Genomic DNA, 19465 nt, shown 5'->3' with positions numbered 1-19465 from the left:
GCAAGCTAATGAAGATCCGCTCGACTTGCATGTATTAGGCACGCCGCCAGCGTTCGTCCTGAGCCAGGATCAAACTCTCCAAGAAAGAGTTATGAGTTAGCTCATAAAGTTAAAACGTTGGCTCATGATCTTCTATAATAGAAGTCATGATAATTTATTGTTTGTTGACGCTTGTTTGTTTAGTTTTCAAAGAGCAAGTTGTTCAGTTCGTCGCCCAGAAGCGACTTTATTAATATAACACGCTGATTTGTTATTGTCAACATCGTTTTTGTTTTTCTTTTTCGTGAAAACTGATGTTTGTTTTTTCAATTCAACGTTGTTTTTCTGAAGCGAGATTAAATATACCACGGATAAAATATGTTTGCAATATAATTTTAAAAGAATTTTTCACAATAAGAGAATTCTTTTTAGGTTCTCCGAGTTTCTTCTTATTAAATGCTTTTATTAATAATTTCTTGCATGTGCTCATATAATGCTTTGGACAAACTAATTTACTGAGGTGATCCTATTTGCTGCAATCAATTGCACTTTATCTATCACTAATCATGGCAATACTATTATTTAGCATTGCTTACATTGAAGCCATTAATATCGCTAACGCTGAAGGAAAGGTTCACGGAGGTACTTTCATTTTATCCACTGTCTGCGCATTATTGTTTTCGAGGTTCACTTACCTATTCATTTAAAAAAATCCCCTCTTTTAGAAGGGGATTTTTTGTACCATACAGATTTGTACCTATACTCTTACAGTTTTTCTATAGTAGCCGGTGCAGCAATTTTAAATCCCTCCACATATATGCTACTTCGATATATTCTTTGCCTGCAATTTTCACAACTTCTTCTCCAGCTTTTTGTGGCTGAAGGCTTTCATAAAATTTTCGGCTTACATTATCCGCTAACACCCAAACGAGCATAGAATCATACTCTTGCTTCAGCAAATCATCCAGACCCGCTTGGAGCAGCTTCAATCCAAGTTTCCCTCTTTGATACGCCTTAAGAATGTAGATTGCGTACAATTCGCCCTCCGCTTTGAACTTCCTCGATCTTTCTTTTCCAAAGGAAGCAAAGCCAACGATTTCCCCTTCTGGATTAACAGCGACAAAAACCGTAGATGTATCAGCACTTCCTGACAAGCTTTTTTCCCATAAAGATTTCCGGTCCTCCACATTTAAAGAATCCAAATAATCCTGGCTTACAATTCCCTGATAAGTTTCTTGCCAGCTTCTAACGTGAACCTTGGCAATACCGCTCACATCATCTTTCGTAGCCTTTCTAATTTTCACATCCATCCCCTACCCCGATATTGAATTGATTTCAGTTTGATTTTTCAGCTTCATCTTTCTTTCATCTACTAAAAACAATGTTATGCCTGCAATAACAACTAATCCTCCGATAATCTGAGTCCAAATTACTTTTTCACCGAGCAGGTAGAAGGCAAGAACGGTTGCACCAACTGGTTCAAAAAGTATCGCCATTGAAATGACCGAAGCGCTGATCCATTTTATAGACCAGTTAAACAATGTATGGCCAAGTAAAGTTGGTATCAGCGCAAGGAGGATAAAATAAACCCAATCGCTTGTAGGATATGGATAAAACGAATCACCTACAGCTATTACATAGAAGAACAATGAAATTGAACTGATGCTATAGACAATAAAAGTATATGTTATTAAAGACATTCGCTTCCTAACGGTTTGGCCAAATAAGAGATATACGGTTACTAATGCACAGGCTATTATAGCCAAAAAATCTCCAAACAGTGCACTCCCACTGATCTTAAAATCACCCCAACTGATGATGACACTGCCGCCAATTGCAATCACACCGCTTAAAATCGCTTTAACAGATACACGTTCCTTAAAGAATAGGTAAGCCCCCACAAATGCAAATAGCGGTTGAAGAGTGACCAGCACGGTTGAGCTTGCTACTGAGGTATAGTTTAGCGATTCAAACCAGAGGATAAAATGAAAGGCCAGAAATATCCCGGCTATCCCGGTGAATAACCAATCCCGTTTCGTAATAAGACGAAGTTCTGAAACATACTTTATAAGAAACACCGGCAGCATTAATAGTACAGAAAAGAATAATCGGTAAAAAGCTATGACTCCGGACGGCGCTGATGAGACTTTGACCAAGATCGCAGAAGTTGAGACTGCCACCACACCGATCGCGACCGCCATATAAGGATTTACTTTAGGTGCTTCCATTTACATTCTCCTTTAATTAATTCAATGTGAATTATATGTATTTTACAATGAATTTGAAATTTTATCTTGAATAAAATTTAATTTTCCATGAGAAGTTTAGTCCGTCAATTTTAGGGAAAGTAAATACATCTTATTAGGGGCAGGAGAAACGACATGATATATTCAATTGATATGGAAATTTTACTTAAGTTAGGGATATCCGCTTTCTTGGGGCTGGTCATTGGGCTTGAAAGGGAAATTAAAAGAAAACCGGTTGGCCTTAAAACGAGCCTGGTTATATCAATCGTCAGTTGTCTTTTGACTATTGTCTCTAGTGAATCAGCTTATATGTTCCCCGGGGATGAAGACGTTAATATCACGATGGACCCGCTCCGTTTGGCGGCCCAGATCGTATCAGGTATCGGATTTCTCGGCGCCGGGGTTATTTTACGAAGAGGGAATGACACGATTTCCGGTCTGACAACAGCCGCAATGATCTGGGGTGCCGCTGGTATTGGAATCACAGTTGGCGCCGGATTTTATTGGGAAGCTATTGCAGGTGTTGCTTTACTCATTGTAAGTGTGGAATTCATACCGTTCCTAATGACTTTCATAGGTCCAAGGCAATTAAGGGAAAAAGAAATACGCCTGCAATTCAATGTGAACAGCAGGGAGAGCATAGCTGATATTATCACAAAGATTAAGTCTGAAAAAATTGCACTAAAAAACGTCCGTATTAAGGATCTTGCAGAAGGAAACCAGATCGTGCAATTGATTGTAACCGTGGACTTCCGCAGAAAGACTACCGATGTGTATGAGGCGGTATCGGAAATTGAAGGTATCAACCGGGTTGAAATTGAAGGATTGTAGAAAAGCCGCTGAATTGCGGCTTTTTAGTTTACTCATAAAATTTTGTCTTGCATGTCCGGCAAGATGGTTATATAATCTTTCTTGTACCTTATCTATTTAGATACGGGGGATTAGCTCAGCTGGGAGAGCGCAACGCTGGCAGCGTTGAGGTCAGGGGTTCGAGCCCCCTATTCTCCACTAACAAAAAGGCTGCAAAACCAATTGGTTTTGCAGCTTTTTTCGTTATTGATTGTCATTTTAATAATAAACTAACTTCCCCTGCATCATGTGTAAGCAACTCGCAAGCATTTCAACAGATTCCACTCAGTACTCTTGGTCATTGCCAAACCAGGAAACAGTCTTTGGTTCTTCATGATTATTCCAATACAAGCTATTCCACCCTGTCCCATGCATTTCAGTCTGCATTTTGAAAGATTCTCCTTAAAATCAACCACAATTAGTCTAAATCCAAATGTATGGTCCTCTAATGACCCTCCTTCACCAGAAAAAATATTTACCATTAACCTCCATAAGTCCCTGCAGTTAGTAAGATATTTACTCTTTCATTAAAGGAATACTTTTTAATGCTTTACAAAATGCTCCTTCTAATCCTTTTTTCTGTTTCACTTACCCAGGCAATATGCATTTTTTTAAATAAAGTAAGGAAAAATATTCACTGAGTCCTTTAGTAACCTTTGTAAGAGGTCTAAACCCTTCCTATCAGATTAAAGAATTCAATATTAATAAGGAATTGAGGTGACAAGTAAATGCCTATGCTGAATATGAAAAGTGCCAGCCTGTATTATACTGTAAAAGGAAGCGGAACTCCGATCGTTTTTATCCACCCGCCTGTATTGACTTCAGTTAACTTCAAATATCAATTAGAAGAACTCTCAAAAAGTTTTCAGATCATTACTTTTGATATTAGAGGACACGGAAAAAGCCCATACTCCCCAGAACCATTAACCTATCCACTGATTATTAAGGATATCATTCGACTATTGGACCACCTTAATATTAATAAAGCGTTTTTATGCGGATATTCCACAGGCGGTTCTATTGTTTTAGAATTCATGCTGACGTTCCCTGAGAGAGCCTTAGGAGGAATTTCGATTGGAGCAATGCCTGATGTAAATGACGATTACTTGAGGAAGAAGATTTCTTTAGGAATCAAGCTTTCAAGCAAAGGGGCTATAAACTTATTAGCCTGGTCCATCTCCTGGAGTAATTCAAATAATATAAAGCTGTTTAAAAATATGTTTTCAGAAGCAAAAAAAGGAGATTACCGCAACATTGAGCAATATTACCGCTATAGTCTAAAATACAATTGTGTCAATCAGCTACATGAGATTAATCTGCCTATCATGCTGGTTTATGGCAAGAAGGATAAGCCCTTTCACCCTTATGCAAGGCAATTGCATGAAAAATTGCCTCAAAACGAATTGCATCTTATCGAGAATGTTGACCACCGTATCCCGACTAAGGCTGCGAAAGAATTTAACCAGTTAATTTTTCAATTTGTAAAACATAATGACAGGTAGCTATGTGTACCTGTCACCATTTTCTGGTGTTCACTTTTTCCTGGGTACGTTCATGTTCAAGATTTACTTCAACTTCCAAGCCCTTACACTGACCCCAACCTTTAGCCATCTTAAAATTTTTTAAGCTGAGGAATCTTTAATCAAGTGATCGATTCTTCTATCTTATTGCTGTTTAACTAGAGAAAAAGATTTAGAAACATAATCGCTCATAAAGAAACCCAAACTTAACGGATTTCTATGACCACATGATTTTTAAATTATGCACAAAACAGTGCACAGACTTTTTTTAAATTGAACTAAATTGACTTCGATTGTTTACCACAGTCTATAAATCCCTATAAACCAAGACTTATTTTATTTTAATTCACCTTATTTAACTTAATTTTCCTTATGGGTTTCCTCTTGAAGCGTTGAGGTCAGGGCTCGATCCCCCTACTCTCCACTAACAAAGAGGCAGAAAAACCAGTTGGTTTTTCTGCCTCTTGTCGTTATCTTGCTGAACGACATTTCTTAAAATCCTTATATCTTACCAATTTGTTATTCCAATAATCCCGCTTCCATCAAATACTCTCTTGCTGTTTCCTCAGCGGATTTCCCTTCTACATTCACCTGATAATTCATTTTCCGCATTTCGTCATCGGTGATTTTACCAGCGAGCTTGTTGAGTGCCTTTACGATTTCAGGATATTTTTCTGCTGTTTCGGCTCTTAGCAGAGGAGCTCCCTGGTATGGAGGGAATAAGTTTTTATCATCTTCAAGTACGACTAGATTGTATCGCTGGAGCTCACTGTCGGTTGAGTAGGCATCCACAAGGTTTATTTCGCCGTTTTTGATCGCACGGTACCTCAGTTTCGGCTCCATTGTGATCAGACTTGGCAGATTTAGTCCATAGAGTTTTTGGATCCCTTTATATCCATCTTCTCTATCTGAAAATTCAAGTGTGAAACCTGCATTTAACGAGGATTCAATCGATTTTAAATCAGAGATTGTTTTCAAGTCATTTTCTTTAGCCAACTGTTCGGGAACGGCTAATGCATACGTGTTGTTATAGTGCATTGGCTGAAGCATTTCCATCTGGAACTCTCTTCGCATTCCTTCTTTTGCCTGCTGGTATACTACTTCGCGGCTTGTGCTAGCTGCTGTTTCTTTTAGAAATTCCGAAATGGCCGTGCCTGTGAATTCGGGATAAATGTCAATATTACCGTTTTCCAATGCGTTGAAAACAAATGATGTCTTACCCAATCCAGGTTTCAGCTGAACAGAATGGCCCGTTTCTTCTTCAATCAGAAGTTTATACATATTAATTAAGATCTCTGGTTCGGATCCTAGTTTTCCTCCAATGACAATCTCTTCTTCATTTTTTCCGCCTAAAAATGGAATGACCATTATTAAAAGGACAGCTAAGGATAAGGCACCAATGGTGATAAGAGATTTTTTAAAGGAAACCGTTTCGAACCTTCTAAGTACAAGGTCAAACAGAATGGCAAGCAAGGCAGCGGGTATTGCGCCAAGAACAATTAATGCCGTATTATTCCTGTCGATTCCGAGAAGGATCAGGTCACCTAACCCGCCCGCTCCAATCAGCGCAGCAATCGTCGCAGTCCCGACAATCAAGACCATCGCTGTTCGGATTCCAGCCATAATAACGGGCATCGCCAAGGGGAGTTCAATTTTCATCAAACGACGCTTACTGTTCATTCCCATAGCTCGTGAGGCTTCGATTAACGATGGGTCTACTTCATTGATTCCTGTATATGTATTTCTTAATATTGGAAGTAGCGCATAGACCACAAGAGCAATGATAGCAGGGACTTTCCCAATGCCGAATAGCGGGATCAATAAACCAAGCAATGCGAGCGAAGGAATTGTTTGCAGGACGGCTGTTATCCCAATGATTCCTTCGGAAATCCGCTTCCTTCTAGTCAAAAAGATACCGAGCGGAATCGCAATAAGAACGGCGAAAAACAGTGCTATAAAAGAAATCTGAATATGTTCTAGAAGGGAACTTAAAAGCTCGTCTTTTCTATCTATAAATGTGGACGTCCAGCTATTCATTTCATCCCCTCCATCTGCCTCGATAAAACCCGGATTATTCCACGCCTGTCTATGGTCCCGATTATTTCATCCAATTCTTCAACCGCCAGCTGTTCATGCTCAATCAGTAACGAGAGAATTTCATTTATAGACACTGTCGAGGCAATTACAGGCAGATTGTTCAGTTCTTCAGCGGTTAACGTTTGGATAGCTTCCCGCACATTTACCATTGTCCTGTTAGTCTGGTCTATCCCAACAAACTCACGGACAAAATCATTTACAGGTTGATGGATCAGCTCTTCCGGAGTACCTGTCTGGACAATTTTCCCGTTCCTCATCAGGCAGATCCGATCTCCGAGCTTTAAAGCTTCACTCATATCATGGGTTACAAATACAATGGTTTTCTTGATGTTTTTTTGCAGTTCGATGAGATCATCCTGAAGCTTCTCCCTGCTCAGGGGATCCAATGCACTAAATGGCTCGTCCATTAAAATAATCGGCGGGTTTGCCGCAAGCGCCCGGGCCACGCCAATTCGTTGCTGCTGTCCTCCAGATAATTCATGGGGCAGCCTTTTACGATAAGTTTTTGGTTCAAGTCCAACCATATTCAGTAATTCATCTATACGGTGATCTATCTTTTTCTGCTCCCATTTCTTCATTTCCGGGACAACCGCAATATTCTCTTCAATCGTCATATGCGGAAATAAGGCGATTTGCTGAAGGACATACCCGATATCCCAGCGAAGCTCATGAATATCATAGTCACTGATCATCTTATCCTTGATTTTAATATAGCCTTCCGTAAGAGGAATCAATCGATTGATCATTTTTAAGGTTGTCGTTTTTCCGGAACCGCTTGGACCGATCAGGACAAGCAATTCCCCTTCTTTGATATTTAAATTAAAGTTATTTACCGCATATGTTCCATCGTCATATTTCTTCGTTACATTTTCAAAGCTGATCACTTTTTCACCCCTATATTCTCTCGAATTTTACTATTAGATATTGTTAGCACTTTGAGGATTTCTTATTTTCAGTTACAGGCAGTGCTGAAATGACACTAATTAAATACTACCAAAGCTGGCACCTTGGGTAAAAAGAGCGGCTTACCTATCCTGATATAAGACCAAATTACCTTTACCCTAAATACAAGAAAATCATTCCAAGAACAAAAAGTGCAAGCGTCTCATTCAGCCCCGACAAGCGCTGGAGGGCCGACCGGTGAAGTTGTTCTTTGACTTCATTGGGCGGACCGAAGCGACTCGAGGGGCTAGGCGCTGGAGCTGGATTAAGAAAACTTCATGGAGTTATCCATAACACAATAATTTTATTAATTCCTTAACCATAAAGAAAAAAGCTGTAAAACCATTTGGCTTTACAGCTTTGTTTGAAGTCCTTATTTTAAGATTTCATCAATCAAATTCAGTTCTGCTTCACTAAAATTAAGATTGTTCAGTGCAGCGACGTTTTCTTCAATTTGGCTGATCTTGCTTGCACCGATGAGTGCTGAGGTGATTTTCTGTTCCCTGAGCACCCAGGCAAGTGCCATCTGGGCAAGTGACTGGCCCCGTTCCTGGGCTATTTCATTTAATTGTCTAACCTTAGCAAGAACTTCTTCAGATACATCTCCCTCATTCAGGAAGCTGTTTGGCTTCAGAGCTCTGGAGTCTTGTGGAATTCCATTGATATACCTGTTTGTCAGCAATCCTTGAGCCAATGGAACAAATGCTATCGATCCGACTCCTTCATCTTTTAGCAAATCTGTCAGGCCGCCTTCTACCCACCTGTTAAACATAGAATAGGCAGGCTGGTGGATCAGCAGCGGAGTACCCAGGTCTTTTAAAATTCCGATTGCCTGCTTCGTTTCCTCTACTCCATAATTGGACAATCCAACATACAAAGCTTTACCCTGCCTGACGACATGATCAAGCGCCATCATTGTTTCTTCCAAAGGCGTTTCCGGATCCGGCCTGTGGTGGTAAAAGATATCGACATAATCGAGTCCCATCCTTTTCAGGCTTTGGTCAAGACTCGAAACGAGATATTTCCTTGAACCCCAATCGCCATACGGCCCCGGCCACATACCATATCCTGCTTTTGTTGAAATGATCATCTCATCACGGTACACTGAAAAATCCTTCCTAAGAATTGAGCCAAAGTTCTCCTCTGCTGAACCAGGCGGGGGACCATAGTTATTTGCAAGATCAAAATGAGTAATCCCAAGATCAAAAGCTCTTCTAATTAAAGAACGGCCCTTCTCAAAGGGATCTTGACTTCCGAAATTGTGCCATAAGCCCAGGGAAATGGCTGGCAATTTAAGGCCCGATTTGCCGCACCTATTATATGTCATTGAATCATAGCGATTGCTGTCTGGTTGATATGCCATTATTTAAAAACCTCCAAAGAATTCTTATTATTTTCTACCATCCCAACGGGTCAGCTTGCAGCTTTTGTTCCCAAATCCCCTCTATCTTTTCTGCTTTTTCCGCTGGAATCCTTTTACCTGAGGCAGTTAAATTTTCAATCAACTGCTCAAGATTCTTGTTTCCAGGAATGACGGTAGAGACCTCCCGATAATAAAGGATATATCTTAAAGCCATCTGTACCAGCGATTCTCCAGGTTCGAGCATTTCCTTAAGAACAGGAATGAGCTCCGCTCTTTTCGTAAGCTGATCCCTGTCCCAACGGCTCCGTATGTCTGTAAACACACTATTTTCATCATATTTGCCTGACAGCCATCCAGAATCAAGCGGAACTTTTACAATCAGTCCGATATTTTTTTCTGCTGCCTTCTTGAAGGCTTTTCTTGGCTCCTGATGAAAAATGTTGAACATTACCTCAATAACCTGGCTTTTAGAATTCCGAATCAGCTCCTCCATTTCCCTGCCCGAGTCAACTGAAGCTCCGTAAGCACGGATCTTTCCTTCCTGCTTGAGTGACTCCAATATCTCAAAATGATCCGTGCTTCCAGTCAAGATCTCAAACGGAGGGTTATGCAACAAAATAGAATCTAGATAATCCGTTTTAAGCCGACGCAAGCTATCTTCAACTGAACTGCTGATTTTCTGCGAATCAAAATTGAGGGTGTTATCTGGATGGTGCCCAAACTTGCTAGTAACCACCGCCTCGCTCCTTCTTCCAGTAAGAGCTTTCCCAAGCAATGACTCACTATTACCACCGCCATAATTCGGAGCTGTATCAAAGAAATTGCAGCCCTGATCAAGCGCTTCATGCACAAGCCTGATTGCTTGATTGTCCTCCATGCCTTCCCAATCCCTGGCGTTCCCGAGCTGCCATGCGCCAAAACCAACTTCCGACACCTTTATCCCTGTGCTTCCAAGCTGTCTGTAATTCATTTGCTAACTCCTTTCTGTCATGCTGTTTGGGCCCTTGTTTCAACCAGGACCTTCTTCTCCCACACACGACTTCTCCACCTGATATACATGATGATTCCTCTGAACCATTCATCAATGATAAAGGCCATCCAAATGCCAGAAAGACCAAAACCCATTTTAATCCCCAAAATATAGGCGAGTGGCACACTGATTCCCCACATTGAGACAAGAGCCATTTTCACAGGGAATACAGCATCCCCAGCTGCCCGGAGAGAACTGATTACGACTATGTTGAAGGTTCTTCCAGGTTCGAGGATTAAACACAGGAGAAGAACCTTACTTCCTTCCCTGATGATGTCCTTATTATCAGTAAAAATCCCCAGGATGGGTTCCCTGATCGAAACGATTACAACGGTGATCGCCATAGTAATAATGATACTTAGTTTCAAGCTTTTTAATAGCTGGTGATAGGCTTTATCAAACTCTCTGGCCCCTACTTTGTATCCAATCAGGATTTGCGTTCCCTGGCCTATAGCTATTCCGAATAGCATCATGAATGACATGATATTGAATGTGTATACCCTTGTTGTCAGGGCCATAGCCCCCAGCAAACCAATAATAACTGTAATCGCCATCTGGCTGGTATTGTAAAGTGCATTTTCCCCAGCCGAAGGAATGCCTATTTTCAGGATCTTTTTAATAAAAGACTTATTGAAGTTAAGGTAATCTTCTAATGCGATTTTCACAGGAAGCCTGCGGTATAACAATCTGAAAATTAGAAGCACTGCGATTGAGCGGGATATGGCTGTCGAAATAGCTACACCCTGAACACCCATTTCCGGAACGCCAAATAGTCCGTAAATAAATAAACTGTTTCCTGCAAGGTGGATGATATTCATAATGATCGAAATGAACATCGCTTCCTTTGTTAAACCATTTGCCCGCAGGATTGCCGACGCAGTAACAAGGAGCGCCTGGGTAAACAGTGTTCCGCCAACAATCACCAGATATTGATGCGCCAGACGATTGATTTCTGGAGTCAGGTTGAACATCTGTAAAAATACATCGTTGAAACCGACAACAATAATGCTCACCACCACTCCAAAAATCAGGTTCAGAGAGAGTGATAGACCTGATATTCTTCTTGCATCCACTTGAAGCCCTGCTCCAAGGTTTTGTGATACTAGAACCGCGGTGCCTGTGGCAACGAAGCCAAATACGAGGATCATGAAGAATACGAGCTGATTGGCTACCCCGACAGCCGCAACGGCATCATCCGAAATATGGGATAGCATAAAAGTATCCGTGCTGCCCATCAACATGTGCAAAAATAATTCTATAAAAATCGGCCAGGTAAGTGCTAATAAGCCAACCTGTTTAGGCAGACTGTTGTTTTTTTGTAAATTCATTATGCATTTCCACCTTTAAAAGTTCCCCTTGATTCAAAAAAGGGGTTATATTACGCTGGCCTCTGATCATTCAACTTTGATTGTTAAATTTTAAAGCAACGCAATGGAATAGAAGGATAAGAGGCAGAAAAGACTTGCTGTTCTGCCTCTTGATTCCGACCATATTTGAATTTTATTGGCGAATTTTAGAATAATTCGACCACATTCTGAGTTTTATTGGCGAATTTCTAAATAATTCGACCACATTCCGAATTATTTCGACCAAGTCGATCCATCCGCTAATTAACTTAATTTTTTGTGATGCTTACATTGTCCAGATAGACATTTGTTGCTGTATTGCCATCTAAAATATTGCCGAGCTCGAAAACGATTTTGCCATCGGCATACGTTGCTTCATTCATTACAAAGTTAAAGCTAAATGGCTTCATATCAGTCGTTAAATTAATTGTTTGAGTTGGTACATAAGGTGTGAACCATGGATCAGTTGACAGCTCTTTCCCTATATTGACATTCATTTTCCTCGGCACGTCTGCTCTTGCCTCAAACGTGACTGTATAGCTGGCTCCATTTTCAAAAAGCAGGCCCTTCTGAAAAACCTGAGGGGCATACGATTGACCGCCAACCTGTGAAATCGCAACCTTCAGTTCTTCGTTTTCAGCAGTCATTGTACCTGCTCCATATCCGCTCCACTGGTCGCCCCACCATGCGGTCCATCCATTTGTTCCATCTGAAAATGTTCCATTATCAATACCAGGTGTAGAAACAGGCTCAGGCTCCTGCTGAGACGGTGCGTCCTTAACTTTCAAGACCACATTATCAATGAATACATCATGTGCCTCGACTAGCGATGAAGCGTTTTTGCCAAGCAACATCTTCAAGGATACGGTTTCATCGACAGGCATCGTGAATTCATATGAGTATTGCTTCATTTGGTCACTAAGTTGAAGATTTTCACTCAAAAATCTTGTATATTGAGCATTTTCAATCGTTGCCTCAATATCTCGTTCCACGGTTGAGCGCGCCTCGAAGGAGAGCTCATAGACTACTTCCTTAGCTAGGCTTAATCCCCCCTGTATAAATTGTACACTCCATGTTTCATTGCCTTCATTGGTAATAGCCACTTTTGCTTCGCCATTTTCCTCTGAGATACTGGCTGCAGCATCATTGTGTACATAATTTCCCCATGAATTCAAACCATCTGCAAAATCACCATTCTTCAATGGATACAAGTCAATGTTTCCATAATCCGGTATGTTTGATGTCTTTAGCAGTGCTACATCATCCAAATAGACATCGCCATCTGCGTCTCCAAAGTTAAAGACAAGTTGAGCTTCTGAATCAGAAACATCCTCAGGCATTGTAAATTCAAATGTTTTCTCTTCCATATTTGAAGTGAGGTTAATTGTTTTAATTCCTGAATAATTAACCATGCCGTCCTTACTCAAAAGGGCAGCTTGAATCGTTCTTGTTTCGTCTGCTCGTGCTTTTAAAGTAACCTTATAATCATTTCCCTTAACTAGGTAAATCCCTTGTTGGTCAAGCTGGACTGCTTCAGGATATTTGGCACCATCTTCAATCGCTACACGTAGCTCTCTCGTTTCTTCGGAAACAGATACAGTTGCAGCAGCTGCGTCTTCGACTGAGAAGTTCCAGAACATGAGACGATCCATGCCGCCCTGGTCAAACGTACCATTATAGACATGATTTCCATCTGGAAGCGGCTGTTTAGGAGCATCTGGATCTACTGGAGTCCCAGTAATATCTACGACTCTCACGTTACCGATCCAGACAGGATTCGTCCCGTTGCCGCCAAGATTGAATTCAAGTCTTGACGCAATGTCTGTTTCATTCAGCATATCAAAAGTGAATTCATAGGATTGAAGTTCACTCGTCAGCTTAAACGACTCTTCATTTGAATATTTCACCCAGCCGCGTGAAGCTCCTGCGCCAGCTTTGACCATGATACTACGCGGATCCGTTGATTTAGCATCAAAGCTGACTTTATATTTCCCGCCATTGCCTAGAGAAAGGTTCTGGATCATTTGCAGGGAATAAAGCTGGGATCCCGCATTCGTGATATTTGTTTTAGCAAACCTCTTGCCTTCAATTTCTTCCACTGTCAGGCTGCCGTCTCCGCCGAACTCCGGTAACTTTACAAAGTTCCAATACGTTGAATTCAGTGCTTCACCTGGCTCATCCACAACGGTGATCGGCTCTTCATAATTCTGGTCATAGATCAGGTTGCCGTCTTCCAAAGGCTGTTTAGCATCTGCAGGCAATTCCACCGGCTCTGCCACTGGCTCAACCGGTTCACGATATTCGCGTTTTTTCAGATCGTATACCCTGACATAATCTACTTCCATCTGGCTTGGGAATTCCGTCGTCTCATCAGGATCCCCGTCAAACCATCCGCCAACTGCGAGGTTCATAACCAAATAGAATTCCTGGTCGAAAGGTGCAGGATAGGAAAAGTTTGCTGCGTTATCCGTACCTTTTGAATACCATTTGTTCTGAGTTTGATAGAGTTCTCCGTCTACATACCAGCGCAGCTCTCCTGGTTCCCACTCAAGCGCATATGTATGCCACTTGTCGATGCCTCTATTTTCAGGAAGCTCGAATTCCTTGCCGGTATACTTGTTATTCGGCCATCCTTCACCATAATGGATTGTTCCTGCTACTGTATGGGGTCTGCTGCCCCATGACTCCATAATATCAATCTCACCTGAGGCTGCCCAGGAACCATATTTATCCTCTTCAGGAAGCATCCAGATGGCAGGCCAAAGCCCTTTCCCTGTTGGCAGCTTTGCCTTAATTTCATAGCGTCCGTATGTTTTGCTGAACAGGCCTTTTGTTTTCAGCTTGGCTGAAGTGTAATCATACGTTCCAAACTCATCTGTAACCTGCTCTTGCTTCGCTTTGATGACAAGCTTGCCGTCATCGATGAAGGCGTTTTCACTTGAATCCGTATAATACTCTTTTTCATTGTTCCCCCATCCAGGTGCTATTCCATTGCCATCCTCGTCGACGATCCAGTTCCCAATATCATGGGTCCATTTGCTGCGGTCGATTTCAGGTCCGTTGAACTCATCTGACCAGACAAGCGACCATTCTGATTTGTTCTGTTTAAAATCCTGCTTCGGGACTGCATTTTCATTGCCTTGTTCGACGCCGTTGCCTGCGAAACTCGTACCAGGCAACATCATCATTGTACTTAATAAAATGGCCAGTGTTTTTTTCAATCCAATTCCTCCTTCATTTTGAAAAGCGTAAGCGCCTTGGTCAGCCCCGACAAGCGTTGGAGGGCTTGACAGTGAAGTCGTTCTTTGACTTCATTGGCAGGACCGAAACGACTCGAGCTGCTCAAAGCTGACGCTTCTCGCAAGATACTCAAGGAAGCCGATTCGGGATGAAAACTGGCTAGGCGCTGGAGCTAGACAATTTTCAAAATTTAAAAAACACCACCTCCTTCACGTAACATCCATAAATAAAAAATGATTTCTGTCATGACAAGGAGGCGGTTCATTTTAATCTCTGATTATAGCTATCTAACTTTTTAGAATGAAGGTAGTAATAGAGTGTTCTGGCAGTTCTGCTTTCGTTACCCTGCCATCAAGTGAAAGGCTTATTGTTTCTGGCTTGTCTTCATCATTCATCACGACTGCAACAATCGAGCCATCTTCGTTCTGGAATGAAACCGACTTTAGTGTTGGGTGATTTAGTTCATGCGCAATCCTGAATGCATTCGGTTTGATGTATTTGCTGAAATGCCCAATATAATAAAAGGAGCTATTATAGTGAATCTCTCCAGTCTTGGTATCGACGATCACCGGTGCATCGCAATAATTGCCTACATGGTTCGGCCCTCCCTGTTCATTCAGGACGATATTCCAGTCAATCCAGCCTTCAAGCCAATTGTTGATATCACCCATGATGTTCCTAGCGTAGCGTTCTCCTGTATGCCAGGCGCCAAGCTGAACTCCGCCTTCGATGCACCCTTCCGTGAAAATCAGGTGTTTATCAGGGAATTCGTCATGGATTTTACTCAAGTTCTCAAATTCCTCTGAGACATACCAGTGGAGGCCTGTTCCCCAAATATATTTAGCAGACTCTGAATCTGATAAAATCGTTTTTGCCCGCTCATAGGCTATGTCCCTGTTATGATCCCAGATGATGATTTTCTTATCCTGCAGGCCTTCCTGCTCCATCACAGGTCCTAAATGGTTTTTAACGAAGTCACGTTCTTCTTCTGCCGTATATCTGCAGGAATCCCAAACCTGAGTTGCCTCAGGTTCGTTTTGAACGGTGATTCCCCAAATCGGGATGCCTTCCTTTTCCATCTCCTTGATGTACTTCGTATAGTACAACGCCCATGCCCCATAGAACTCAGGCTTCAACTTCCCGCCATTATTCATTTCATTATTGGTTTTCATCCAGGCTGGAGGGCTCCAGGGGGAAGACAGTATTGTTAAACCTTCTCCCCTTGCTTTAACAGCATCCTTAATGAGCGGAAGCACATATTTCTGTTCGCGCTCAATCGAAAACGTTTTGAGTTCGACATCATTTTCCTCAACATACGTATAGTTCTCAAGGGCGAAGTCACAGCTGTGGATGTGGGTTCTGCCCAGGCTGTAGCCTAGTCCTGTTTCCTGATTGAAATAGCTCTCGACTACTTTCAGCCGGTCTTCTTCCGGAATTTGGGCAAGCGTGTAGGCAGCCGCCTCGGTAAAGGCGCCTCCAAAACCCATAAAGCTTTGATACTTTTTCTCCGGATCAAGCTTCAGCACACTAGGCTGCAGATCTGCTCCATTTTCAGCAGTAAGGTTTCCTTTGTCAGCTAATCGGTCTCCTGTATTCTTTGCGGTCTGAAATACCTTAATTTCCATCAAGCGCACCCCGGTTCCTTAGTTTAGATAAACATCAATTCTTGTAATTTTGCCGTCCCTCACATCTTTTGCGTATGATTCTGGCAAACGATCATTCTCTACTTCTACCATTTCGTCATTCATATGAAGCTCATATTTAACGGTCCTTACTCCATCAGCTCCATACGTATTTTTTCGAGAAGGATTATGATAGGTTACCTCTGTATGGCCCAATAATGTAAACTGTACCTTCCCATCTGCGTCGAAAAGCCATGACGGCAAAATAGGCTGCAGGCGTAAGCTCAATCCTGCTTCATTGACTGTGAAAACTTCCTTGCCAATCATCATCAACTGCCAAATGCTCAAGAATTCCGCTGTTGTTCCGCTCAACCTGGCTACAAATCCTTGTCCATGGAGAGACTCGTCTGGATTTGCGCTGCTGGCAATAAAGGATGAATTCTCAAGAATGCTTCTGCCGTATACTTCTGGGTCCATGAATGGAGGAAGCGCATTCGTTAAATCCTCGAAAAACTCGTCATATAAGCCAGACTTCAGGACACTGAGCAGATATTTGAACTCCATGTGCATGAAGATCGATTCCCGCTCAAGCCAGCCTGGCGTGAACGCACGGGCACGGCCGATCTCATAGGTTTCCTCTTCAAGCGATCCAGATGTTTTGTACATTTTCAGCTTGGCATCGAAAATATCAGATTCTCTTACGTGCTTATAAATTGATTGGGCTGTTTGCAAACCAGCACTTTTCATTTCTCTTGCTGGTCCCTCGAGGAAATGCGGCAGTGCAGAAACTTCAAATGAATGAATCTTCACGAGCGGCAGACCCTTCTTATTCAACTTCTCTTTGCCGTTTTCGTCCGTCAGCTTCTCCCACTGGTCAGCTTTGAAGGCAAAGTAAGTTGGAATCAGGCCTTCGCCAATTTCTTTCGCACGTTCAATTCCAGCTGTCGTTTTCTCTAGCCATTTGCTGGCTGCATCAACAAGCTGCTGAAGAGGAACATTCACTTCCTCGCCATTGAATCCATTTCGAATCGATTCGCGGTACTGCTCTCTCGCATGGGAAACCTGATCCCAATAACCGAACTCGTCAAGATTGCCCAGTTGGAATTGTTCGAGCTGCACATTCACCGCTTCTACAAGCTTATATACTTCGATTGGAAGGGGAATTTCCTTATCTGCTTCCTGTCCAGCGGCAACAACAAAATTAAGCAGACGCTTAAGCTCGAGTGTTTCCCCCATCGCAGAACCGAATAAACCAGGCAGCCCATTCATCGAGTCATTCCAGCCAGGCTTGTTCGCTTCCATCTCCACACCCATGCCAAAAGGATCCAGGGTTGAAAATTTGTTCAGTGCTAACGTGAACATTTTGCTGTACAGGATCGATGTATAGAATTCACCATCAGATTTCATTAGCCAGTTGGAACTTGTCTGGTGTCCCTCTTCAGTAATGGCATCGTACTGGCGGACCTTCCCATCAACAAGTACATATTTTTCTAAGCGTGGATTAACAAATACCGGACTGGAGAAGTATTTATAATCCCGATCCTCAAAGAGCAAGTGCTGTTTGTTTTCGGGGTACACTTTCAAATAGTTTTCAACAAGGTCCAGATTATACGTCCAATGATCCATCCAGTAGCCTTCGCCAAACTCTGCCTCCATGTTCTGGCTGCTCATTGAAAGGACTTTCTTCAGGAACTCTTGAAGCGATACCGATAGCTTGATGTCCCTATCCGTTATGCTTTGCAGTAAATCTCCTGGTGTATAGGTGCCTCTAAGCTTCCTTCTGATAAAATCAGCATCACCAGAATCGGTGACCATTTCATCAAGCCAGCTCCACACGGTTTTGTCGGTTATCTCAAAGCTTGCGCCCTTCACCACGAGAGGGTTGTATCCATCTGCCTGGATTAGGCTCATGAACAGCTTGATATTAAATACTCCGGTTTCAGGATGGAAAAAGACATCATTCCGGCGATTTTGATTCACATCACGGAAGTTTCCATTCCCCTGAGAAAAGAATTCAGGTGCAAGAGAAAAGAAGTTATAGTCCCTTTCCAGATCACCGTGTTTACGCGAATGGACATAATAGACAAACGGCTCACCATCAGTCTCTAATAAAACTGGATATCCACCGCGCAGGACGTTATCTAGATAGCTCTGATTGATATAAGCATCGAATAGAGGTGACGCCGTTTTAGTAGTTACATCTTTGATGATCGTGGTTACAAGAGCCTGGTTTTCTTGATATTTGCGTTCCATGTAACCAGCCGCCATGATCTCTTCCGCTTTTCCATTAATGATTTCAATATCATTCACATGGCCGACTAGAGTATAGAGTGTTAAGTTCTCCCCTTGACCAAGCACCTGCCCTAAAGGTGAAAATCCGCATGGTACTTTATTGGATGTCACAGGCACAGCAGCGGCTATTGCATCAATTGACTTTTCTTCAAACTCGTTCGGATATGAAAGCGAGCTGTTCGACCCGAAGACTAGATCAGCATCAACAATTGGAGGAATCAAGCCGCCAGCTTCGGTAAAGCTCAAATAAAAGTGGCCTTTTGTCACTTCGTCTACTTGAGCAGAATCATTCGTTGAAGACCGGACTCGGTAGTAAGGAATCCCGCGGTCAAGATTGAATACATCCATCCAGCTTTTCAGTGTATTACCAACCGCTTTGTATGCGGCATCATCAATGCCGAACGGGATGATTGCCGGCAGCCCGTCGAGTACCTCGAGCTCCAGCTTCTTTTCGGAAATGTTCTCGATCTCCACTTTGCGCACCAGTGCCCCAAAGTTCTCATTAGGCAGCGTGAAATAGGTGACGAGCGTCCTCACACCATATTGCTCGTTGATTTCTTCAATTTTTAATTCATTTTCCTTGATGTACATATTACGTTTACGGCCTTTAGTGCCGCCATAAGCAGAAAACGGTTCAAATATGGCCGTTCCGTTCTCACCCGTCAATTTGACGAACGTGCGGAATCCATTCATGGAAACTCGCTGGTATGCCTGGTTTGCCGGGAAGAACTCAGTGATCGCATGGTTTTTATCCTGGACACCGAAGCTTACCATTGCCTGGCCGCGATTTACATAAAAGGACCAAATCGGGACTCCGTATAAGCCTGCGAGACCAGGAAGGAAGCTCGAAAAAGTCTTTGCCTCGTCAAATTGCTCAATTACAAAGTATTGCTGATCATCGATTCTGTATTTTTCCATCATTATCACTCCGGAGGTATT

General features: G+C 42.3%; 13 protein-coding genes, 1 tRNA gene and 1 rRNA gene. 4 read left to right on the top strand and 11 right to left on the bottom strand.

All coding sequences use genetic code 11. From position 1 onward, the window contains the following. Positions 1 to 85, bottom strand: a 16S ribosomal RNA gene (locus DYI25_RS17375); the annotation flags it as partial. A 424-nt stretch (positions 86 to 509) separates the two neighbouring features. Between DYI25_RS17375 and DYI25_RS17370 the strand changes: the two genes are divergently transcribed. Further along, complete coding sequence (locus DYI25_RS17370; RefSeq protein ID WP_213371161.1) at positions 510 to 686, top strand: hypothetical protein; 177 nt, start codon at positions 510 to 512, stop codon at positions 684 to 686. A 69-nt stretch (positions 687 to 755) separates the two neighbouring features. On the opposite strand, the gene DYI25_RS17365 is transcribed toward DYI25_RS17370, so the two are convergent. Then, positions 756 to 1283, bottom strand: coding sequence for a GNAT family N-acetyltransferase (locus DYI25_RS17365; protein ID WP_213371159.1), 528 nt, complete (start codon positions 1281 to 1283; stop codon positions 756 to 758). A gap of 9 nt (positions 1284 to 1292) precedes the next feature. Then, positions 1293 to 2207: a DMT family transporter gene (locus tag DYI25_RS17360; protein ID WP_213371157.1), complete on the bottom strand. Its 915-nt coding sequence runs from the start codon at positions 2205 to 2207 to the stop codon at positions 1293 to 1295. A 153-nt stretch (positions 2208 to 2360) separates the two neighbouring features. Between DYI25_RS17360 and DYI25_RS17355 the strand changes: the two genes are divergently transcribed. The 3 genes from DYI25_RS17355 to DYI25_RS17345 all read left to right on the top strand — a co-directional run bounded on the left by DYI25_RS17355 (position 2361) and on the right by DYI25_RS17345 (position 4576). Next, positions 2361 to 3056: an MgtC/SapB family protein gene (locus tag DYI25_RS17355; protein WP_213371155.1), complete on the top strand. Its 696-nt coding sequence runs from the start codon at positions 2361 to 2363 to the stop codon at positions 3054 to 3056. A gap of 104 nt (positions 3057 to 3160) precedes the next feature. Then, a tRNA-Ala gene (locus tag DYI25_RS17350) sits at positions 3161 to 3233 on the top strand. Positions 3234 to 3802: 569 nt separating this feature from the next. Next, positions 3803 to 4576 carry an alpha/beta fold hydrolase gene (locus tag DYI25_RS17345; RefSeq protein WP_213371153.1) on the top strand — a complete coding sequence of 258 codons (774 nt, stop codon included), beginning with the start codon at positions 3803 to 3805 and terminating at the stop codon, positions 4574 to 4576. 537 nt (positions 4577 to 5113) lie between these two features. On the opposite strand, the gene opuFB is transcribed toward DYI25_RS17345, so the two are convergent. The 8 genes from opuFB to DYI25_RS17305 form a co-directional block, all read right to left on the bottom strand. Then, positions 5114 to 6631 (bottom strand): osmoprotectant update ABC transporter permease/substrate-binding subunit OpuFB, encoded by a 1518-nt coding sequence (gene opuFB / locus DYI25_RS17340; protein ID WP_213371151.1) that lies wholly within the window; start codon positions 6629 to 6631, stop codon positions 5114 to 5116. Continuing rightward, positions 6628 to 7575: an ABC transporter ATP-binding protein gene (locus DYI25_RS17335; protein WP_213371149.1), complete on the bottom strand. Its 948-nt coding sequence runs from the start codon at positions 7573 to 7575 to the stop codon at positions 6628 to 6630. The genes opuFB and DYI25_RS17335 overlap by 4 nt, the downstream gene beginning before the upstream one ends. A 431-nt stretch (positions 7576 to 8006) precedes the next feature. After that, positions 8007 to 8996, bottom strand: coding sequence for an L-glyceraldehyde 3-phosphate reductase (mgrA, locus tag DYI25_RS17330; protein ID WP_213371148.1), 990 nt, complete (start codon positions 8994 to 8996; stop codon positions 8007 to 8009). A 34-nt stretch (positions 8997 to 9030) separates the two neighbouring features. After that, positions 9031 to 9966, bottom strand: coding sequence for an aldo/keto reductase (locus DYI25_RS17325; protein ID WP_213371146.1), 936 nt, complete (start codon positions 9964 to 9966; stop codon positions 9031 to 9033). A 17-nt stretch (positions 9967 to 9983) separates the two neighbouring features. Then, entirely contained in the window at positions 9984 to 11354 is a 1371-nt protein-coding gene (locus DYI25_RS17320; RefSeq protein ID WP_213371144.1) for an MATE family efflux transporter, read from the bottom strand. A 287-nt stretch (positions 11355 to 11641) separates the two neighbouring features. Then, on the bottom strand, positions 11642 to 14593 hold the full coding sequence (locus DYI25_RS17315; protein ID WP_213371136.1) for a carbohydrate binding domain-containing protein: 2952 nt from the start codon (positions 14591 to 14593) through the stop codon (positions 11642 to 11644). Between the two features lie 306 nt (positions 14594 to 14899). Further along, positions 14900 to 16237: a glycoside hydrolase family 30 protein gene (locus DYI25_RS17310; RefSeq protein ID WP_213371134.1), complete on the bottom strand. Its 1338-nt coding sequence runs from the start codon at positions 16235 to 16237 to the stop codon at positions 14900 to 14902. An 18-nt stretch (positions 16238 to 16255) separates the two neighbouring features. Then, positions 16256 to 19447, bottom strand: coding sequence for a cellobiose phosphorylase (locus tag DYI25_RS17305; RefSeq protein ID WP_342032534.1), 3192 nt, complete (start codon positions 19445 to 19447; stop codon positions 16256 to 16258). Between the last annotated feature and the right edge of the window lie 18 nt (positions 19448 to 19465).

Source organism: Mesobacillus boroniphilus (genome assembly GCF_018424685.1).
Classification (GTDB): domain Bacteria; phylum Bacillota; class Bacilli; order Bacillales; family Cytobacillaceae; genus Mesobacillus; species Mesobacillus boroniphilus_A.
Note: the sequence above shows the minus strand (reverse complement) of the source record. Positions and strands in the feature narration are given on the sequence as shown.

Coding starts and splice junctions, on each gene's coding strand:
- DYI25_RS17355 (WP_213371155.1), top strand. CDS start 2,361: ATGATATATTCAATTGATATGGAAATTTTACTTAAGTTAGGGATATCC.
- DYI25_RS17325 (WP_213371146.1), bottom strand. CDS start 9,966: ATGAATTACAGACAGCTTGGAAGCACAGGGATAAAGGTGTCGGAAGTT.
- mgrA (WP_213371148.1), bottom strand. CDS start 8,996: ATGGCATATCAACCAGACAGCAATCGCTATGATTCAATGACATATAAT.
- DYI25_RS17305 (WP_342032534.1), bottom strand. CDS start 19,447: ATGATGGAAAAATACAGAATCGATGATCAGCAATACTTTGTAATTGAG.
- opuFB (WP_213371151.1), bottom strand. CDS start 6,631: ATGAATAGCTGGACGTCCACATTTATAGATAGAAAAGACGAGCTTTTA.
- DYI25_RS17345 (WP_213371153.1), top strand. CDS start 3,803: ATGCCTATGCTGAATATGAAAAGTGCCAGCCTGTATTATACTGTAAAA.
- DYI25_RS17360 (WP_213371157.1), bottom strand. CDS start 2,207: ATGGAAGCACCTAAAGTAAATCCTTATATGGCGGTCGCGATCGGTGTG.
- DYI25_RS17310 (WP_213371134.1), bottom strand. CDS start 16,237: ATGGAAATTAAGGTATTTCAGACCGCAAAGAATACAGGAGACCGATTA.
- DYI25_RS17320 (WP_213371144.1), bottom strand. CDS start 11,354: ATGAATTTACAAAAAAACAACAGTCTGCCTAAACAGGTTGGCTTATTA.